Raw genomic sequence first — 20,162 nt, forward strand, 5'->3', positions numbered from 1 at the left:
GCACTATGATATAATTTTCAAAATATTTTTAAAAGGAGAAAATGGATGAAAAAAATTTTAATTTTTTTATTCGCAGCTATAATATCTTTAAACGCAGGAGTTAAACAATTAGATATGGAACCATCAAATATCACAGAAGATATGCAGATAATAGACACTAGAACACCAGCTGAATGGAAGGATACTGGAACTATCAAAGGTGCTTATAAAATCTCTCTTACAAAAGACGATAGAAAAACCATAGATGAAAACTTTATAGAAAAAGTAAAAGCTAGTAGGATAAATTTATCTAGACCGATCTATGTAATTTGTAAAAGTGGTAGAAGGGGCGAAATGGCTGCTAAATTGTTACAAGAAAATGGTATAAACGATGTAACAAATTTAAAAGGTGGTATGGATAAACTTATATCTCACGGATACAAAACAGTTAAAGAATAAACTAAAATGGTGGCAAATTCGCCACTATTTACAAAACTCATCTTCTTTATTAATAGTTTTAATTTAAAATTTATCGCAAATTTGCTTACTTAAAGGAGTAAATATGAAAAAAATATTATTAGTTTTTGGCATATTTTTTATGCTAATTGCAAATGCAAAAGAAATCAAAGGAGAAAATATGCAAAACCAAAAAGAAATATACCTAGCAGGAGGTTGCTTTTGGGGAATGGAAGGATATTTTAAAAAAATACCGGGGATTTTGCAAACAGATGTCGGTTATGCAAATGGAAAAACTTCACAAACTTCATATCAAGAATTATCAAAAAGCGATCACGCAGAAACATTAAAAATTAAATTTGATGAAAATGTTATTAGTTTGATTGAAATTTTGGCTCATTATTTTAGAATTATAGACCCCATATCCATAAACAAACAAGGAAATGATATCGGAAGACAGTATAGAAGCGGAATTTACTACACTGACGAAAGTATGAAAAAATATATAATAGACTTTATTAATCAAGAGCAAAGAAAATACCAAGAAAAAATAGCAGTAGAAGTTCAAAAACTTGAAAATTTTATACTAGCAGAAGATTACCATCAAGATTATTTGGATAAAAATCCTAGCGGATATTGTCATATAAATTTAAGTTTATCTTCAAAACCTCTTTATGCTGGTAAATTTAAAAAACCAAGTCAAGATGAGATAAAAAACTCTTTAAGTGAACTGCAATACAATGTTACGCAGTATAAACAAACAGAAGTGCCATTTAGTTCTAAATTTGATAAATTTAATAAAAAAGGCATATATGTAGATATTGTAACAAAACAACCTCTTTTTAGCTCTAAAGACAAATTTGATGCAGGGTGCGGCTGGCCGAGTTTTTCAAAACCAATAACTACAGATGTCATAAAATACAATGAAGATTTAACTCATGGAATGCAAAGAACAGAAGTTAGTTCTAAACTCGGTAATTCCCATCTTGGGCATGTTTTTGATGATGGTATAAAAGAAAAAGGTGGACTAAGATATTGTATAAATGGTGCTAGTTTGGAGTTTATTCCTGTTGAAAAGATGAAAGATATGGGGTATGAAGATTATATATTGTATGTAGAGTAAATTTGCGTTAAAACGCAAATTTACTAATCTTGAACTTTTTTATGAGGTAAAACTAAATTTAAAACAACTCCGATAATAGCCCCAAGTCCGATTTGAGAAAAACTAGCAAAACCTAAATCAAGCACCATACCGCCAAGCGCAGGAACTAAAACAAGAGCTATTATAATCATATTTCTTGGATTATCCATATCAACCTTGTTTTTTATAAGACTTTCCATGCCAACACTTGCTATTATTCCAAAAAGCAGTATCATAATGCCACCTAAAACACAAGAAGGCACACTAGATATCAATGCCCCAAGCTTTCCTACAAAAGCTAACATTATTGCTACTATCGCAGACCATGTCATAATAGCAGGATTAAAAGCTCTAGTTAAGCGAACAGCTCCTGTTACTTCGGCATAAGTTGTACAAGGTGGTCCTGCAAGAAGTGCTGCCACGCTAGTTGCAATACCATCACCAAGAAGAGTTTTTTCAAGTCCTGGATTTTTGGTAAAATCTTCTTTTGTAACATTGCTAATTGCTATAACATTGCCAATATGCTCAATTATGGGGGCAATTATAACAGGTATCATATACAAAATAGCATCAAGATGAAATGTAGGAAATACAAAATTTGGCACACTGAACCAAGGGGCATTTTTTACAACAGAAAAATCAATAATCCCATAAAACATAGACATTATATATCCAGCTGCTATGCCACACAAAATTGGAATGAGTTTTAACATACCTTTTGCAAAAACTATACACATAAGAGTTACCAAAAGAGAAACTCCAGCTATAATCATAGCATCATTTGTGCTAAAATTTGGATTTAAAATTTGATATATTTTTAGTGCCTCTCCTGATGGAGTTGCCATACTTACAGCAGCTGGACTAAGGACAAGACCTATTGTCATTATAACAGGACCAACAACTATTGGAGGTAAAATCTTTTGTATAAACTCATAGCCCTTATACTTCACAACAAAACTAAAAGCACTATATGCAAGTCCTGCAAAAAATACAGCTCCCATTGTAGCACTTAATCCCCATTTGGATATACCAAAACTAATTGGTGCAATAAAAGCAAAGCTTGATGCCAAAAAAATAGGAACGATTTTTTTGCGACAAACAAATTGAAAAATAAGAGTTCCAATTCCAGCTGTAAAAAGAGCAACGCTTGTATCTAGCCCCGTTAAAATCGGCATCAAAACCAAAGCTCCAAAAGCAACAAATAAAAATTGTGCCCCTAAAAGTGAGTCTTTTAATCTAAAATTGTATTGTGTTGAACTTGTCATAAATTTTCCTTGAGATACATTAAAATAAAAATCTGTGAATTTTAGCCAGTTTATCTGTAAGTTTACTTATAAATTTTCATAGTATATAAAATTTACAACTATTTCACATTATTTATATCAAATTTAATATATTTTTGGTATAGTTATAAACCCATATAAATTATTATTAAGGAGAAAAAATGGCGGTAAAAATTACTGATATATGCATAGCTTGTGGCTCTTGCATAGATGAGTGTCCAGTTGAAGCTATAGTTGATGATAGCGATAACCCAAAAGGTGAAGATATTTATTATGTATATCCAGATAAATGTGTAGAGTGCGTAGGTCACAATGATCAACCAGCCTGTGCATCAGCATGTCCAACAGACGGCTGTATAGTTTGGGATGCACCAGTTGATGGTCAACCTAGCAGAAGTGAAATATCTGCAGATATGAGAAATGGTTCTACTCCTGTAGTTCAATAATCTTTCATAATTATCAAAAAGTAGGCATAAAATGAGCCTACTTTTATTTTTTACTTTTTTTTGATATAATCTTTAAAATTATTTTTTATTGTAATTAAAGGATAAACATGCAAAAAACCTTATCTATTATAAAACCTGACGCAGTTAAAAAAGGTGTTATTGGTAAAATTATTGATAGATTTGAAAGCAATGGTTTAAGGATTGCAGCAGCAAAAAAACTTAAACTTAGCGAAGAAGATGCTAAAAATTTTTATATAGTTCATAAAGATAGACCTTTTTATGGCGAGCTTGTTAAATTTATGACAAGCGGTCCAGTTGTTGTTATGGTTTTAGAAGGAGAAAATGCTGTTGCTAAAAATAGAGAATTAATGGGAGCAACTGATCCTAAAAAAGCTGAAAATGGAACAATTAGAGCTGATTTTGCAGATAGTATAGATGCAAATGCAGTTCATGGAAGCGATAGTTTAGAAAATGCCGCTATAGAAATATCATTTTTCTTTTCAAATAGAGAGATTTGCTAAAAAAATAATGAAAATTGCATTTTCTACAATAAATAAAAACGATTATCCGTTTGAATTTAAAAAAGAAGATATAAAATTAAGCGGAAATTTAAAGAAAATTGGTGCAAATTTAGTAAATTGTGATGCCCATATAAAAGGCAATTTACCGTATATATGTAGTAGATGCGGTGATGACATAATGCTTCGTTTAGATTATGATTTGAGTTTAATTTTAAGCAATGGATACTATAAAGACGAAGATGGAAAACTTGATGATGTCATTGAGTTTTTTGATGGAAATATAAATTTAGATGAGATAATAACCAGTGAAATAGAGTCATATAAAAGCGACTGTTTTTACTGTGAAAAATGTAAAATTTAGTAAAGGAGATAAAAAATGGCAGTACCTAAAAGAAGAGTGAGTAAAACTCGTGCAGCAAAACGCAGAACTCACTATAAGGTAAATCTTCCAATTCCCGTTAAAGATAAAGACGGCAGTTGGAAAATACCACATAGAGCAAACAAAACAACGGGAGAATACTAATATATGGTTCGTGTTGCTATCGATGCAATGGGCGGTGATTTTGGTTGTGAGCCAATTATAAATGGTGTTTTACAAGCTTTAGAAGAAAAAAGTTTTAATGCCATTTTAGTTGGCGATAGACAAGAAATTGAAAAAATGATACCGGATCGTTTTTCAAATAATATTACTTATATTCAAGCAAATGAGATGTTTTCTATGGCAAGTCATGCAACTGATGCCATAAAAAACAAAGAAACTACCATATATAAAGCTATAGAGCTCTTAAAAAATGGCGAATGCGACGGAGTTGTTTCAGCTGGACATAGTGGAGCTACAATGAGCTTAGCAACACTTAGGATAGGTAGGTTAAAAAATGTTCTTAGACCTGCTATAGCAACACTTATGCCAAGTCAAAACAATAAAAAAACGCTTATGCTTGATGTTGGAGCTAATGTTGATTGCAAAGCAGAACATCTTTTTCAATTTGCCGTAATGGGCGAAGCTTACGCTAAAGAGATTTTAGGGATACAATCACCAAAAATAGGTCTTTTAAGCAACGGAGAAGAAGAAAGTAAGGGAAATGATGTAACAAAAGAAGCTTTTTTGCTTTTAAAAAACCTTGATTCTTTTATCGGAAATGTTGAAGGCGGACAAATTTTTGATGGAAGTGTAGATGTTGTGGTTTGCGATGGATTTATCGGTAACTTAGTGCTTAAAACAAGCGAAGGCGTAGCTAGTGCTATGACTAAAATCATTAAAACAAATATCAAAGAATCTTTCATATCTATAATAGGTGCATTTTTAATGAAAAAAGTGTTTAAAAATATTAAAAGATTAGTTGATTATGACGAATATGGCGGTGCACCTTTAATCGGTGTTAAAAACTGCGTTATTATAAGCCACGGCAAAAGCAGCCCAAAGGCTATAAAAAATGCTATATTTCAAGCAATTAAATTTTCAGATTCTAAGATAAATAACACTATAGAAAATGAACTTGCTTATTTCGCAAAGCAATAATACAATATGAAAAAAGCCTCAATGATATCTATAGGGGCTTATGCTCCAAATACAATCCTAAATAATTTTGATTTAGAAAAAATGGTTGAAACCAGCGATGAGTGGATAACAAAAAGAACTGGTATAAAAGAACGCAGAATTGCTAAAAATATGTCTACATCTGATCTTGGATATGAAGCTGCAAAAATCGCAGTAAATCGCTCTGGACTTGACATAAAAGATATAGATATGTTAATTTGTGCTACTTTTACGCCAGATTATCTTTGTATGCCATCAACCGCTTGCGTGATAGCATCAAAGCTTGGCTTGATAAACATTCCAGCTTTTGATATAAGTGCAGCTTGCTCAGGTTTTATATATCTATTAAACATAGCAAAATCTTTTATACAAAGCAATTGTGCAAAAAATATCTTGATAATTGGTGCTGAAAAAATTAGTTCGTTTATAGACTGGAGCGATAGAACAACTTGCATTTTATTTGGCGATGGTGCAGGGGCTGCTGTCATATCAGCTAGAGATGAAAACGAGATTATAGATGTTCATTTAGGAAGTGATGGCTCAAAAAGAGAGCTTTTAATGATTCCAGGTTGCGGGAGTTTAAATCCAGCAAATCCAAATACCATACAAAATAGATTAAATTTCATTCATATGAAAGGAAACGAAGTATTTAAAGTTGCGGTAAATACACTAACAAATGATGTTATAAATATTTTAGAAAAAAACAATCTTACAAGTGATGATATTGATTTTTTCATACCTCATCAAGCAAATTTAAGAATAATTCAAGCAGTTAAAGATAAGCTTAATATAAATGATGAAAAAAGCATTATAACTGTTCATAAATACGGCAATACAAGTGCAGCTTCGATTCCTATGGCGATAAACGATGCTTATGAAGAAGGCAAAATCCAAAATGGAAATTTACTACTTTTAGATGCTTTTGGAGGTGGATTTACTTGGGGAAGTGCTTTGCTTAAATTTGGTGGAATTAATTTTAATCAGCTCTAAATTCTTATAGAATATCAACACAATAATATATTAAATTTATCAAAAACAAGTATAATAAAATTAAAAAAGGTGAAATATGATTTTTATAGATGCTTGCTTTAAAAAACCAACCCCATATACTCCTATTTGGATGATGAGACAAGCGGGTAGATACCTACCAGAATACATGAAAGTTAGAAAAGAAGCTGGTGATTTCTTATCCCTATGCAAAGATTATAAAAAAGCCAGTGAAGTTACGCTTCAACCAGTTGATATGCTAGGAGTTGATGCTGCAATCATTTTTAGCGATATTTTAGTTATTCCGCTTGAAATGGGCATGGATTTAAATTTTATAAGTGGCGAAGGTCCTGTTTTTGAAAAAAGAATACAAACTAATGAGGATTTAAACAAATTAGATTCACAAAAAGCTATAAAAAATCTAAATTATGTTTATGATGCTATAAAGTTAACTAGAGAAAAACTACCTAAAGATAAAGCTTTGATAGGATTTTGCGGTGCTCCTTGGACAATTGCAACTTATATGATAGAGGGTAAAGGCAGCAAAACTTATAACATATGCAAAAAACTTTTATACACAAATCCTGAGTTTTTACATAAAATTTTATCACAATTAACAGAAGTTTTAAAATTATATTTAGAAGAACAGATAAAAGCTGGTGCAAATGCTGTACAAATTTTCGATAGCTGGGCAAATGCTCTTGAAATGGATAAATATTTTGAATTTGGCTTTAAATACATAAACGAAATAGCTTCTTATATTAAACAAAAATATCCGCATATTGCCGTAATTGTATTTCCAAAAGGCATTAGCGGTTATTTAGAAAAAATTGATGGAAATTTTGATGTTTTTGGCGTTGATTGGAGCACGCCTTTAAAAAACGCTAGGGATACACTATCTTCTAAATTTACACTTCAAGGAAATATGGAGCCATGCAGACTTTATAGCAAAGAAAGTATTTCGCAAGGCATTGATGAAATTTTATGTATTATGAAAAACAGACCTCACATATTTAATCTTGGGCACGGAATTTTACCAGATATCCCTGTTGAAAATGCTAAGTATTTTATAAAAGAAGTTCAAAAAAGATCTCAAAAATAAAGGAAAAAAATGAGTTTTATAAAGGAATTTAAAGAATTTGCCATGAAAGGCAATGTTGTTGATATGGCAGTTGGTGTAGTGATAGGTGCAGCATTTGGAAAAATTGTTTCATCTTTGGTTTCAGATGTGATAATGCCTGTTATGGGGATATTAACAGGGGGAGTAAATTTTAGTCATATGAATATTGTTTTAAAAGAAGCTGTTGGAACAGCGCCTGCTGTTACGCTAAATTACGGCTCATTCATACAAACCATAATTGATTTTTTAATTATAGCATTTGCAATTTTTATAGCAATAAAAGCTATGAATAAAATAAGAAAACAAGATGAGAAAAAAGAAAACACACAACCAGCACCAAAAGAAGATATAGTTTTACTGACAGAAATAAGGGATTTGTTGAAAAAATAATGCTAGAAAAAATATCTTTTTTTAAATATGTTGATAAACAAAAAATTAAAAAAATAGAAAATGCAAGTATTATCAAAAAATATAAAAATGGAGATTTGCTTTTTATAGAAGGAGAGGAGCCAAAATGGCTTCACCTTCTTATAAAAGGCGAAATACGGATTTTTAAAACCAAGCAAAATGGAAGTGAAATTTTTTTGCATAATATTTTAGCACCATCATTCATAGCAGAAATTGCAACTTTAGAAGGAATTCCTTATCCTGCTAGTGCTAAATTTGCGGCTAATTCTGAAGTAGTAAAAATAGAATTTGATTTTTTTAAAAAAGAGTGTTTAAGCGATGAAAATATATCTTTAGGTATGATAAAATCACTTAGTCAAAAACTCAAAATAATGAATGAGGTTATACACAACGAAATAATACTCAATGCAGAAGCCAAAGTTGCAAAACAGTTAGTAGAAAATTTGGAAATTTTTTCAATGCTTAAAAATATACAAATAGCAACAATGCTAAACATCACCCCAGAAACACTGTCTAGAATTCTATCTAAATTTAAAAAAAGCAAACTAATAGAAATACAAAAAGAAACAATAAAAATAATAGATAAAAAAGCCTTAAAAGAGCTTTATATATTACTTTAAAATATCAATCCTTCGCTTTCTTGCATATTCAAGTTATCCATTTGAGATGAATTTGGAAGAGGAGACTTATCTGTATAAAATTCTTCCTTTCCTTGATACATCATACTTTTTACACCATCTGGTTTTACAAACTTAGTTTTCATATCTGGATTTAATTTTTTGTAATCCTCAACAAATTTTTTAAATACAGGTCCAGAAGTTCTAGCTCCACCTTCGAATTTTTTCATTGGAGTATTGTTATCATTTCCATACCAAACCATCACAGCAAGCTCTGGTGCAAATCCGCAAAACCAAGCATCTACATTGTTATTTGTAGTTCCCGTTTTACCGCCTATTTCTACTCCATCAACTCTTGCTCTTCTACCTGTTCCTTCATTTACAACAGTTTTAAGCATATCAACCATAAGATATGCTTGTTCAGGTTCCATTATAAAAGCTCTTTTTGAATCATAAATTTTAGTTATACCAAATTTATTTGTAACTTTTCTAATCAGTTTTGGTTCAACAATCTCTCCTAAATTTGGAAACATAGAATAAAATTTGGAAGCTTCTAGAGGCGATACACCAAAACTACCAAGAGCTATTGATAAATCTTGAGATATACCGCTAAAACCAAGTTCTGTAAGTTTTTGATACGCTACATCTAAACCTATTTGGTTTAGTAAATTTATAGTTGCTAAGTTTCTTGAATCCCTCAAAGCCTCTTTTAAAGTTATAAATCCTTTATATTTGTTACCATAATTTTTAGGAGTCCAATCTTCACCAGCATTTGCATTTTCAAAAACTCTTGCCACATCAGGAATCTTACTCATAGGCGAATATCCTAAATTTAAAGCTAATTGATAAATAAAAGGTTTAAAACTAGAACCAAGCTGTCTAGTAGCTTGAGTGGCACGATTATAGTTGCTTTTATTATAATCAACTCCGCCAACCAAAGCCAATATATCGCCACTTTGTGGATGAGTTGCTATTAATGCACCATTTAAAACAGTACTATTTGCATCTTTATCTCTTTTTAAAATTTCATTATAACCAAATCTTAACGCCTCTACTGCCTTATCTTGAGCTTGTAAATCAATGCTCGTTTGTATGATATAACCGCCAGTTCGTATATCTGAAAAATAAAGCGACGCTTCTTTTATAACTTCATCAACAACATAAGGTGCTCTATTTTTACTGAGCGTATCATCATATACCTTAGGTTCTTCTGCCAAAGCTATCTCATACTCATTTTTGTTTATCCAACCCAAATCATACATCCTACTAACTACACTATTGGCGCGAGAAAGAGCTAAATCCATATGTTTTGTTGGATCATACGCACTTGGTGCTTTTGGCATACCAACAAGCATTGAAATTTCTTTTAATGTTAGTTCATCTAAAGTTTTTCTAAAATACCCATTTGCAGCAGTTTTGATACCATAATACCCGTGCCCAAAATAAACATGATTTAGATATCTTTCTAAAATTTGCTCTTTTGTAAGCTTGTTTTCTACTTCATATGCAAGAACTGCTTCTTTTATTTTTCTTATAATCTTTTTTTCTGGACTAAGTGCGACATTCTTTATAAGCTGTTGAGTAATTGTTGATGCACCCTCAACTAATTTCATGGCTTTTATATCTTTTATCAAAGCCCTAAAAATAGCTTCTATATTTATACCCCCGTGTTCAAAAAAAGATGTATCTTCTATCGCAACAAGTGCTTCTATGATTCTACCGGGTATATCTTTATAATCCACATACAATCTATTTTCATCATCAAATACATTTGCTATAAGTTCGCCGTTTCTATCATAAATTTGAGTAGTTAATCTTGGATTATAATCAATTATGCTATATGCCTCAAAGTGAATATCACTATATAATTTTCCAAGAAATAAAGCCAAAGCCACAAAACAAGCAAATAAAATTCCAAAAATATATCTCATAAAAATGCCTTTAAAATTTCCACACAAAGCCCTCTTGCATTACTTAAATAACCAGAGTAACTTTTTATATATTTTTTATTAAATCCTTCTATCATCATAGCCCCTGCTTTTCCTTGCCACTCATTACTTTGTAAATAAAAATTTAAATCATTTTCTTCAAATTTCAAAAATTCAAATTTAGTCTCATTTACACTAATCATCTCAAATTTTTGAGAGCAAAACAGCATTGCACTAAAAACACTCACAATGTTTCCACTTTGCGCAAGAAGCATATCTAGAGCATCTTTTTCATATTTTGCTTTACCAAAAATTTTATCTTCAATGCTAACTATGCTATCAGCAAACAAAACATTTTGCATATCTGGATAAATATCAAAAAATTCTTTTTGTTTGGATTTTACAACATCTAAAACATATTTTGAAGGAGTGCCAACACGCTCTACTTCTTCTTTAAAATTTAATTTTATTTGATTAAAACTAATACCATTTGCCCTTAAAATTTCAGCTCTTGTTTGAGATGAAGATGCAAGCGTTAACATCTATAAATTCCTAAAATTTATTCCCAAAAATATCGCAAAACACATACAAACAATATTTAATGGAGTGAAATATCTAAAAATGATAACCAAATTTTCTCTTACTTCTAAATAATCTTGCCGTTTTTTCGCATTAAGCGATTTTTTAAACCTAAAAGCCATATAACATAAATTTATTAAAACAAATAAAAAAATTGCAAATTTCGTAGCTATGATAGCTTCGAGCATAGGATCTGCCATTTTTAATACATTGTTATTAATTAAAAAAAATCCGCTTAATAAAATTATCAACATAGACAAACACACAATTATAGCAAATTTTTCAATAGCACAAAAAACAAGATCCACGTTATCCTCATTTATAACAAATCGTCTAAAAACAAATTTAGCACCAAGCCATCCATTTATATTTACACCCAAAAAAATAGCAACTGACAAAATATGCAAAAAAGGAGCTATATTTTCTAATTTTGCAAAGGCTATATCTATCAATTTAATTTCTCTTTTATAAAAGATTTTGCATACTCATAAGCATCATTAATCTTTAATATATCTTTTCCACCGGCAGTTGCAAAATCATCACGACCGCCGCCGCCGCCGCCCAAAATTTTAGCAACATTTCTAACAAGCTCTCCAGCTTTTATCGGAGCATTTTTAACACCGGCTGCTAAATTTATCTTATCATCTTTTTTATTTCCAAGTAAAATTACAACTTTTTCATATCTGTTTTTTACTTCATCTATTTTTTCTTTTATATCGCCTTCAAAATCGCTAACAACAACTTTTACGCCATTTATATCATCGATAACTAAGGCGCTTGAATTTGACATTGCACTTATTTGTGATTTTAATGATTTTATTTCGTCTTTTAATTTTTCTATGGAAATTATAGGAGAACTTGTTTTTAGCGTTTCGCAAACCTCTGAATAGTCTTTTCTTAAATTTTTAATGAACTCAAAAGCACTTTTTGAACACACAGCTTCTATTCTTCTTACTCCAGAACTTACTCCGCTTTCTTTTAATATTAAAAACATGCCTATTTCACTGACATTTTTAACATGAGTTCCACCGCAAAGCTCCTTGCTAAAATTTCCTATACTTAAAACTCTTACTTTTTGATCATATTTTTCACCAAAAAGAGCTGTAGCGCCGCTATTTTTAGCATCCTCTAAATCCATAATCTCGGTTTTTACATCCTCTTTACTGGATATAACTAAATTTACCATATCCTCAACTTGTCTTATTTCTTCGCTACTCATAGCTTTTGAGTGAGAAAAATCAAACCTAAGCCTATTAGCTTCCACGCTACTTCCAGCTTGTGTAACATGGCTACCTAAAACTTTTTTTAATGCTGCGTGAAGAAGATGTGTTGCACTATGATGTCTTGCTATTTCATCTCTTATTACATCAACCTTGCACTCCACCTCATCTCCAACTTTAAGAGTATTTTTTGAATTAACAAAACTTAAATTTAACCCAAAGAATTTTTGAGTGTCAATAACTTCATTTTGATTATTTATAATTCCTTTGTCACCGCATTGTCCGCCACTTTGTGCGTAAAATGGTGTTTGCTTAAGCATAATCCAACCGCTTGTGTTTGGTTTTAATTCATCTATCAATTTAAAATTTTCATCAAGTAGTGCTAAAATTTCTGTTTTATTTATCGTTTTTTCATAACCAACAAATTCGTTTTCTCCAAATTTCTCAAGCAATACTTTAAAATCTCCGCTTTCTATAGCCTTATCACCACTACCTTTCCAACTAGCTTTGGCTTTTTTGCGTTGTTCGCTCATAAGCTCATCAAATTTTTTCTCATCAACACTAATGTTTTTTTCTCTTAGCATATCTATAGTAAGATCTAGCGGAAAACCATAAGTGTCGTATAGTTTAAATGCAACTTCGCCACTAAAAATATTTTTAGTATTTTTTAATTCATCATTAAACAGCTCAAGACCAGATGCTATAGTGCTTAAAAATCTCTCTTCTTCGAGTTTTATCTGTTCTTTTACAATTTCGCTTTTATCTTTTAAGTATGAATAATGCTCTCCCATAAGCTTAACAACAATATCTACGAGTTTATACATAAAAGGCTCTTTTATACCAAGAAGATATCCGTGCCTTAATGCCCTTCTTAATATTCTTCTTAAAACATATCCTCTTCCCTCTTTATCAAAATTTACGCCTTGAGCTAGCAAAAATACAACAGATCTTATGTGATCGCTTATAACCCTATAACTTGCTCCACTTTTATACTCGTATTTTTTAGAACATAACTTTGCAACTTCATTTATAATAGGCATAAATATCGATGTATCGTAGTTGCTAAATACTCCTTCTTTAATAGCAGTAATTCTCTCTAAGCCCATACCTGTATCTATGCTTGGTTTTGGAAGCGGTTTTAAAGAGCCATCACTTGAGCGTTCAAATTGCATAAAAACAAGGTTCCAAATTTCTAAAAATCTATCGCCATCTCCACCCATATAATCTTCGCTCGTATTAAAATGCTCTCGCCCTTGATCATAAAAAATCTCGCTACAAGGTCCACACGGTCCGGTTTCTCCCATAGCCCAAAAGTTATCTTTATCGCCAAATTTATAAATTCTATCTTTTTGGATATATTTAGACCAAATTTCATAAGCTTCATCATCTTTTTCATGGACAGTAACATAGAGTTTTTCTTTTGGAAGTTTTAAAACTTCTGTTATAAATTCCCAAGCATATGGTATAACTTCATTCTTAAAATACTCTCCAAAGCTAAAATTTCCAAGCATTTCAAAAAAAGTATGGTGTCTTGCAGTATATCCTACATTATCCAAATCATTATGCTTTCCGCCTGCTCTTATGCATGTTTGACAACTTGTACGAATTGGCGGATTTGGTCTAGGCACCTCGCCTGTAAAAATACTCTTAAAAGGCACCATTCCTGCATTTGTAAAAAGAAGTGTTGCATCATCTGGAACTAGAGGTGAGCTAGGTATAACCTCATGTCCTTTATTTTTAAAATAATCCAAAAATTCTTTTCTTATATCCATATTCTTTTCCTAAATTTTTATATTAAGACTTATTATTTTATCCTAAAATTTGTTTTAATCCTATAAAAGATAAAAATTAAATCTATTTTTTTTGATTTTGCTTTAAAAATTTCTTATCTATATAACCCATTTCTACTAGTTTATTAAATATTTTAACAGTTATTGGTCCACCTGCTCTACCGCCACTTTGACCATGTTCTACTAAGACAATTACCGCGTATTTTGGCTCTTCGTAAGGTCCAAATGTTGTCATCCAAGCGTGAGACCTTTGATAGTATTCCATATCGGCTTCTTTCATACGAACTTTTTCGCTTTGTGGAATACCCACAACTTGAGCTGTTCCCGTTTTTGTTCCAAGAGTTACATTACTTTGAGATAAAACCCTAAGAGCAGTTCCACCTTCGCTATTTGCAACATCTTTCATAGCCTTTTTAACATACGATAAATTTTGTATTTTTTTAGGATCTATAAATAAATCAGTAACTTCAAATTTGACTTTTTGTCCATCTATAGAATCTAAGAAATGAGGCGTTATATTTTTATTTGTTGCAAGCGCTCCTATAAATTTAGCCATTTGCATAGGAGTTACAAGAAAACTACCCTGTCCAATAGATGTAATAAGCGTATCGCCTTGATACCAGCTCTCCCCTGTTTTTTGCTTTTTCCAACTTCTACTAGGCACAGTTCCAACAAATTCGTTTGGCAAATCAACATTAGTTTTGTAACCAAAACCAAATTTTTCATATATAGGCACCATTTCATCTATACCAACTTTAAAGCTTCCTTTGTAAAAATAATCATCGCAACTATATTTTATCGCATCATTTAAATTCACAAATCCATGTCCAGAACTCTTCCAGCATCTAAATTTACGCCCACCTAACTCAAAACTTCCACTACAAAAAAATCCATCATCTTTTGTCATTTTTCCACTATCTAAAAATGCCATTGCACTAGCCATTTTTATAGTTGATGCTGGTGGATAAAGACCATTTACCAACTTATTTGTAAAGGGGTGATCTAGACTATTTACTATATTATTCCACTGCTCATAACTAATTCCAGTTACAAAAGGATTTAGATTGTATTCTGGAAAACTTACTGCCGATAAAATAGCTCCATCATTTAAATCCATAACAATTATAGCACCGGCTCTATGTTCAAAATTTTCATATATGTATTTTTGCAAATCAAGATCTATTGTAAGCTTTATATCTTGGCTTCTTGGCTTTGTATATGAAATTTCCTCAACTTCTTTATTTAGTGCGGTAACCTTTGTCTTTCTTTCTCCGTTTATTCCTTGCAATACAGAGTTATAATACCTTTCTACACCATTTCTACCTGTGTAGTTTGTAAGTTTTGTCATAGGATCGTTATTGTAATCATCCAAATTTGCTCTACCAACATATCCTATAACATGTGAAGCTATGTTATCATTAGGATAGTGTCGCTTCGAAGCCGGCTTTATAAGCAAATTATGCCTTAGAACTAATTTGGCAAAGTGTGGAAGCATCGCATCATAATCTATAAAATCTACAACTTCTATAAAATCTTGATTATAAGGGGAATCATTTTTTTTATAATCTTTTTTGATTTTCGTAGCATTTAAATCACCAAATAAAGAAACTATAGCATTTATCTCATCATCTAAAATCTCTTCTTTATTACTTATATGCGGTTTTATAGATATAGAAAAGCCAAGTCTATTTACAGCAAGGGGTCTACCTTTTATATCATAAATATTGCCTCTAACTGGTGCTATTAGTTCAGTTTTTACTGCATTTTGTTCTGCTATTTCTTCATAATATTTATTTGATTTTATAGATAAATAGTAAATTCTCGTAAGCAAAATAATCCAAAAAATAGTAATTATCCCAAAAATAAGACGCATTCTCATAATATTTTCTCACGAAATAAAAATATAGATATAAAAGATTCTATACCAATAAAAACAAAATACTCTTTGTTAAAGTTTAAAAAATCTTGGCTATTTTGCATATATGCAAAAAGTTCATTTATTAAAAGTATGCAAATATATGATCCAGTCGTTATTACAACTAAAATCAATGATCTATATTTCATATTTATTAGCAACCAGTCTAATAAAAAATTATAAAAAAGCAAAAATGCTATCAATATAGAAAAAAGGTAAAATCCGTGAATTTGCTCTACAAAAAACAGATAAAGTATGCAAACATACCAATCTTTACCAAGATTACCAAGGGTTTTTTCTTTTTTTAAAAGCATAACTATCATATAACAAAAAACAACGCCTATAAGCGGTGGTAATGGCATAATTACGGTAAAAACTTGATATAAAAAAAGTGTTAAAACACTTATTATATATTTTATATTTGATAAATAAGTGCTATTTCGTCGCATATAGGAAAATGCTTACATTTTATACAATCAGCCCAAATTTTTTGCATAGGAATTTCTGATTTATCTATAATTTTAAAACCTAAATTTATAAAAAACTTATCTCTATAAGTAAGCGTCATAACATTTTTTACACCATAAAATTTCGCTTCTGCTAAAAGTTTTTTTACAATTTCACTACCAACACCTCTATTTCTATAATCTTTAGATACTACCAAACTTCTAACTTCTGCTAAAAAATCACTATGAATATGTAAAGCACCATATCCAGCCAAAGTATCATCTTCAAAACATAAAGTGTAAGAGCGGATATTTGTTGCTACTTCATCTTTATTTCTTGGAAGTATAATGCCTTTTTCAACTTCGATTTTAACAAGATCTTGCATACTAGAAATATCTTTTAAAAGAGCTTTTTTATAAAAAATCACAAATTTAAGCTCCTATCTACGATGATTTGCCTAGCTTCATCTATGCCAATGCCTTTTAAAACAGATACTAAATGTGCATTTTTATCATATTTTAAAATAGCACTTTTTTCACTTTGATTTAATTTATCGCATTTAGTATAAAATGTTATGAATTCTTGATCAGCTCTTTTAAATTTATTTATATAATTTTTTAAATTTATATCAGATTCCAAACCAATATGCCTTGAGTCTATAAGATGGACAAAAAGTCTTATTTGGGTTCTAAAATTTAAAAATTTATCTAAGTTTTTTTTCCAAATTTCTTGCTCTTTTTTAGAAACTTTTGCGTAACCAAATCCTGGTAAATCTACGAAAATAAGGCTGAATTTATCTTGTAAATCCATAAATGTAATATCGAAAAAATTTATAAGTCTAGTTTTACCTGGAGTTGATGAACTTTTTGCTAAAGATTTGTTGCAAGCAATAGCATTTATAAAACTGCTTTTGCCAACATTTGAACGCCCTAAAAATACAATTTCACTTGTAGAAAATTCAGGAGAGCTTTCTAAATTTACACATGAAGTTATAAATTTAGCATCAGCTACTTTTATCACTTTTTATCCTCAACTTGAAAAATCATTCTAACTGGCTTTTTATCTTTACTTTTTACTTCATAAGTTCCATTTATCTGATTTACTTCTATGATATTACCATAAACCTTTTTATCGGTTTCTTCTTCATGCAAATAAGCTTTTCCATCCATGATGTAAAGCTGTTTTTGAGGTATATAGGTTAGTTCATCAGCATTTCCATCGTAGTGTTTTTCATTTACTAAAACTTTAAATTTAGCATTGCCTTTGGCAAAGTATTTGATGGGTTCTTTTTTTTCATTAAATGTTATTCTAACGCTATCTGCCCAAAGCGTATCGTAATCGCCCTTTTTTACAACAACATTTCCTTTTAAATCGCTATAAAAATTCTTCTCATCTGCAAAGAAATTGTCAGCAGTTACCTCAACTTGTTCTGCAAACAGTATAGAAGAAAACAAAATAGTAAAAAAAGCGATTTTTATTTTAAATTTATCCATGAATGCACACCCTTTGCATAAATTTGCTTATTTTTGGTATCGTATTTTACACTTTTGCCGATAATTTTATCCTTATTTTGTGTGGCGACAAAATCAACATCGCTTTTTACAATTCCATTTTTGATATCATAAATAATCTCTTGGGATGAAAAATTTAAATTATTGCTATTTTCATAAAAAGCATTTTTTTTGAAAACAATCTCATCTTTCTTGTAAATCCCTTCATCTGAACGAAGATTATGCACAGTATCATCCCTTAGAATTTTTCCTTTGAAATCATAAAAATAATCATCGTCATTTATTCTAAGAGCTTTTGTTGCCTCATAAAGTCCGTTTATACCGCTGGAATTTATCTCGTAGTTTTTAACTCCATTCATTTGCATATCAGCAATGCCTACTTCAATTTTAGAAATTTGTTTTAAATACGGACTTTGAAAAGCAATAAGAGCCATTGAAACACTAAAAAGTGCTATGACAAAATAAAATATTTTTATTACCACACTTTAACCCAATCTTCAAAAATGCCATTTTCTTTCATTAATATTTCTATCATCTCTCTTATGGCACCATTGCCACCATTGTGAGTTAAAGTAGTTTGAACAAGAAGTCCATTTGTAGCATCGTTTGGCTTAAAACTTCTTTTAACTTTACTTAACAAAACTTGATCATTATAATCATCGCCTATAGCAGCTGCATTTTCTAGACTTAAATTTTCTTTTTTTAAAATTTCTTCAGCTGTTTTTAGCTTATCTTTTACACCTTGAAAAACATAACTAATCTTAAGATCTCGTGCTCTTTCTTCAACTCTTGGAGAATTTCTTTTTGTTATGATTGCTACTTTTTTACCCAGCTTTAACCAGCCCTCTATGCCAAAACCATCTTTTACATCAAATTCTTTTATTTCGCCGTGTGGAGAATATATTATCTTTCCATCTGTCAAACAACCATCAACATCTAAAAAAACAATCTCTATCATAAAACGCCTTTTGTGCTTGGAATTTCAACTCTAGAGTTTTTAACCAAAGCCCTTCTTAATGCAACACCAACGGCTTTAAAACTAGCTTCTATGATATGATGAGAATTACTTCCTCTTAGCTTTACTATATGTAAATTTATACTAGCATTTAAACTAAATGATCTAAAAAACTCACAAACAAGCTCTATATCAAAATCGCCTACTTTGCCACTATCAATACTTTCATACACTAAATAAAATCTATTGCAAAGATCAATAGCAACACTAATGGCAGCTTCATCCATGGTTATTATACTATCGCCAAATCTTTCTACGCCATTAAGAGGATAAATACTATCTTTTAGGCATTCTCCAAGCAAAATTCCTACATCTTCAACAGTATGATGAAAATCAACATTCAAATCACCATTAGCTTTGATTTTAAGGTCAAATAAAGAGTGTTTTGCAAAAGAACTAAGCATATGATCAAAAAAACCTATACCAGTGTCTATATCATGCTTACCAGTCCCATAAATTTCAAGTTCTATACTTATATCTGTTTCTTTGGTTTTTCTTGATTTTTGTATCATTTTATACTACTCTCTAACTATAAAAGCTCCATCTATCTTGCCTGATTTTGCATAATCTCTCGCTTCATCTTCGCTTCTAAATCCAGTTAAAAATACTCTATGGATAGGCTTATTATCTAATCGATATGTTTTTACAACCGTTTTATATCCATCAGAACCATGATAATTTCTCTCATATACTCTTGCACCTTCTATGTTTCTAAATGCACCAATTTGAACCATAAAATTTCCGCCCTCAAAGCTAACAGGTACGGACTTAGATGCAGTATTGACAGCTCCGTTAAATCCTATAACTTCAACTTTTACAGGAGCAGTGCCTGTTGCTATCATATTTATCTTACTTGCAGCACTCTTGGAAAGATCTATAATCCTATTTTGAACAAAAGGTCCTCTATCATTTATCCTAACGACTACCTCTTTAGAATTGCTTAAATTTGTAACTCTTACAACAGTATTCATCGGCAAAGTTTTATGTGCTGCGGTCATTGAATACATATTATAAATTTCGCCATTGGATGTTTTTTTACCATGAAAATCAGGTCCATACCAACTAGCAATACCGCTTGCTATGTCCCCAACATTTACAATAGTCGGATAATATGTTTTTCCATTAACCTTATATGGTCTCATGGTAGCTCTATGCATATTTGGTGAGTTAATAATAACTCCTCCATCATTTCTAGATGGCGAAACAATAGGTGCACCCATGGAACACCCGCTAAACACTAGACATATAACTATGCTTATAAG

Annotated in this window: 25 protein-coding genes; 11 read left to right on the forward strand and 14 right to left on the reverse strand. The window is 30.8% G+C overall.

The features are described from left to right. The first annotated feature begins 45 nt into the window (after nucleotides 1-45). Nucleotides 46-438: a rhodanese-like domain-containing protein gene (locus CSPT_RS07505; protein WP_089183022.1), complete on the forward strand. Its 393-nt coding sequence runs from the start codon at nucleotides 46-48 to the stop codon at nucleotides 436-438. A 103-nt stretch (nucleotides 439-541) separates the two neighbouring features. Beyond that, nucleotides 542-1,558, forward strand: coding sequence for a peptide-methionine (R)-S-oxide reductase MsrB (msrB, locus tag CSPT_RS07510; RefSeq protein WP_089183023.1), 1,017 nt, complete (start codon nucleotides 542-544; stop codon nucleotides 1,556-1,558). A gap of 23 nt (nucleotides 1,559-1,581) precedes the next feature. Here the strand turns inward: msrB and CSPT_RS07515 are convergent, their stop codons facing one another. After that, nucleotides 1,582-2,841 (reverse strand): uracil-xanthine permease family protein, encoded by a 1,260-nt coding sequence (locus CSPT_RS07515; RefSeq protein WP_089183024.1) that lies wholly within the window; start codon nucleotides 2,839-2,841, stop codon nucleotides 1,582-1,584. A 179-nt stretch (nucleotides 2,842-3,020) separates the two neighbouring features. Between CSPT_RS07515 and CSPT_RS07520 the strand changes: the two genes are divergently transcribed. From CSPT_RS07520 to CSPT_RS07560, 9 genes are all read left to right on the forward strand, one after another. Next, nucleotides 3,021-3,305 (forward strand): DUF362 domain-containing protein, encoded by a 285-nt coding sequence (locus CSPT_RS07520; protein WP_089183025.1) that lies wholly within the window; start codon nucleotides 3,021-3,023, stop codon nucleotides 3,303-3,305. A gap of 107 nt (nucleotides 3,306-3,412) precedes the next feature. Next, nucleotides 3,413-3,826: a nucleoside-diphosphate kinase gene (gene ndk, locus CSPT_RS07525; RefSeq protein WP_089183026.1), complete on the forward strand. Its 414-nt coding sequence runs from the start codon at nucleotides 3,413-3,415 to the stop codon at nucleotides 3,824-3,826. 7 nt (nucleotides 3,827-3,833) lie between these two features. Then, on the forward strand, nucleotides 3,834-4,187 hold the full coding sequence (locus CSPT_RS07530; protein ID WP_089183027.1) for a DUF177 domain-containing protein: 354 nt from the start codon (nucleotides 3,834-3,836) through the stop codon (nucleotides 4,185-4,187). Between the two features lie 15 nt (nucleotides 4,188-4,202). Then, nucleotides 4,203-4,349 (forward strand): 50S ribosomal protein L32, encoded by a 147-nt coding sequence (gene rpmF, locus CSPT_RS07535; protein ID WP_033916337.1) that lies wholly within the window; start codon nucleotides 4,203-4,205, stop codon nucleotides 4,347-4,349. A gap of 3 nt (nucleotides 4,350-4,352) precedes the next feature. After that, a complete protein-coding gene (gene plsX / locus CSPT_RS07540; protein ID WP_089183028.1) occupies nucleotides 4,353-5,345 on the forward strand; it encodes a phosphate acyltransferase PlsX in 993 nt (330 codons plus the stop codon). 6 nt (nucleotides 5,346-5,351) lie between these two features. Further along, a complete protein-coding gene (locus CSPT_RS07545) occupies nucleotides 5,352-6,353 on the forward strand; it encodes a beta-ketoacyl-ACP synthase III (RefSeq protein ID WP_089183029.1) in 1,002 nt (333 codons plus the stop codon). 76 nt (nucleotides 6,354-6,429) lie between these two features. Then, nucleotides 6,430-7,452, forward strand: coding sequence for a uroporphyrinogen decarboxylase (gene hemE, locus CSPT_RS07550; protein WP_089183030.1), 1,023 nt, complete (start codon nucleotides 6,430-6,432; stop codon nucleotides 7,450-7,452). A 9-nt stretch (nucleotides 7,453-7,461) separates the two neighbouring features. Continuing rightward, the gene (gene mscL, locus CSPT_RS07555; RefSeq protein ID WP_089183031.1) at nucleotides 7,462-7,860 is read left to right on the forward strand and encodes a large-conductance mechanosensitive channel protein MscL; all 399 of its coding nucleotides are present in this window, start codon (nucleotides 7,462-7,464) and stop codon (nucleotides 7,858-7,860) included. After that, complete coding sequence (locus tag CSPT_RS07560) at nucleotides 7,860-8,498, forward strand: Crp/Fnr family transcriptional regulator (protein ID WP_089183032.1); 639 nt, start codon at nucleotides 7,860-7,862, stop codon at nucleotides 8,496-8,498. The genes mscL and CSPT_RS07560 overlap by 1 nt, the downstream gene beginning before the upstream one ends. On the opposite strand, the gene CSPT_RS07565 is transcribed toward CSPT_RS07560, so the two are convergent. The 13 genes from CSPT_RS07565 to CSPT_RS09185 all read right to left on the reverse strand — a co-directional run bounded on the left by CSPT_RS07565 (nucleotide 8,495) and on the right by CSPT_RS09185 (nucleotide 20,120). Then, nucleotides 8,495-10,426 (reverse strand): transglycosylase domain-containing protein, encoded by a 1,932-nt coding sequence (locus CSPT_RS07565; protein WP_089183033.1) that lies wholly within the window; start codon nucleotides 10,424-10,426, stop codon nucleotides 8,495-8,497. The genes CSPT_RS07560 and CSPT_RS07565 overlap by 4 nt on opposite strands. Beyond that, nucleotides 10,423-10,965 (reverse strand): septum formation inhibitor Maf, encoded by a 543-nt coding sequence (gene maf, locus CSPT_RS07570; RefSeq protein WP_089183034.1) that lies wholly within the window; start codon nucleotides 10,963-10,965, stop codon nucleotides 10,423-10,425. Before maf ends, CSPT_RS07565 begins: the two co-directional genes overlap by 4 nt. After that, nucleotides 10,966-11,454 (reverse strand): hypothetical protein, encoded by a 489-nt coding sequence (locus CSPT_RS07575; RefSeq protein ID WP_089183035.1) that lies wholly within the window; start codon nucleotides 11,452-11,454, stop codon nucleotides 10,966-10,968. It lies immediately after the preceding gene. Beyond that, complete coding sequence (gene alaS, locus CSPT_RS07580) at nucleotides 11,451-13,994, reverse strand: alanine--tRNA ligase (RefSeq protein WP_089183036.1); 2,544 nt, start codon at nucleotides 13,992-13,994, stop codon at nucleotides 11,451-11,453. Before alaS ends, CSPT_RS07575 begins: the two co-directional genes overlap by 4 nt. 82 nt (nucleotides 13,995-14,076) lie before the next feature. Continuing rightward, on the reverse strand, nucleotides 14,077-15,891 hold the full coding sequence (gene mrdA, locus CSPT_RS07585) for a penicillin-binding protein 2 (protein ID WP_089183037.1): 1,815 nt from the start codon (nucleotides 15,889-15,891) through the stop codon (nucleotides 14,077-14,079). Then, nucleotides 15,888-16,289, reverse strand: coding sequence for a hypothetical protein (locus tag CSPT_RS07590; RefSeq protein WP_143297539.1), 402 nt, complete (start codon nucleotides 16,287-16,289; stop codon nucleotides 15,888-15,890). The genes mrdA and CSPT_RS07590 overlap by 4 nt, the downstream gene beginning before the upstream one ends. Before the next feature lie 53 nt (nucleotides 16,290-16,342). Then, nucleotides 16,343-16,801 (reverse strand): N-acetyltransferase, encoded by a 459-nt coding sequence (locus tag CSPT_RS07595; protein ID WP_089183039.1) that lies wholly within the window; start codon nucleotides 16,799-16,801, stop codon nucleotides 16,343-16,345. Next, the gene (gene yihA / locus CSPT_RS07600) at nucleotides 16,798-17,394 is read right to left on the reverse strand and encodes a ribosome biogenesis GTP-binding protein YihA/YsxC (RefSeq protein ID WP_089183040.1); all 597 of its coding nucleotides are present in this window, start codon (nucleotides 17,392-17,394) and stop codon (nucleotides 16,798-16,800) included. The genes CSPT_RS07595 and yihA overlap by 4 nt, the downstream gene beginning before the upstream one ends. Beyond that, a complete protein-coding gene (locus CSPT_RS07605; RefSeq protein WP_089183041.1) occupies nucleotides 17,391-17,867 on the reverse strand; it encodes an LptA/OstA family protein in 477 nt (158 codons plus the stop codon). The genes yihA and CSPT_RS07605 overlap by 4 nt, the downstream gene beginning before the upstream one ends. Beyond that, complete coding sequence (gene lptC / locus CSPT_RS07610; RefSeq protein WP_089183042.1) at nucleotides 17,849-18,367, reverse strand: LPS export ABC transporter periplasmic protein LptC; 519 nt, start codon at nucleotides 18,365-18,367, stop codon at nucleotides 17,849-17,851. The genes CSPT_RS07605 and lptC overlap by 19 nt, the downstream gene beginning before the upstream one ends. Next, nucleotides 18,361-18,843, reverse strand: a complete 483-nt coding sequence (locus CSPT_RS07615) for a KdsC family phosphatase (protein WP_089183043.1) — start codon at nucleotides 18,841-18,843, stop codon at nucleotides 18,361-18,363. The genes lptC and CSPT_RS07615 overlap by 7 nt, the downstream gene beginning before the upstream one ends. Further along, nucleotides 18,840-19,412, reverse strand: a complete 573-nt coding sequence (gene hisB, locus CSPT_RS09180; RefSeq protein ID WP_115636327.1) for an imidazoleglycerol-phosphate dehydratase HisB — start codon at nucleotides 19,410-19,412, stop codon at nucleotides 18,840-18,842. Before hisB ends, CSPT_RS07615 begins: the two co-directional genes overlap by 4 nt. Before the next feature lie 6 nt (nucleotides 19,413-19,418). Continuing rightward, a complete protein-coding gene (locus CSPT_RS09185; protein WP_115636366.1) occupies nucleotides 19,419-20,120 on the reverse strand; it encodes a septal ring lytic transglycosylase RlpA family protein in 702 nt (233 codons plus the stop codon). Nucleotides 20,121-20,162 lie beyond the last annotated feature (42 nt).

Origin of the sequence: Campylobacter sputorum subsp. sputorum (genome assembly GCF_008245005.1) — a bacterium.
Lineage (GTDB): Bacteria > Campylobacterota > Campylobacteria > Campylobacterales > Campylobacteraceae > Campylobacter_F > Campylobacter_F sputorum.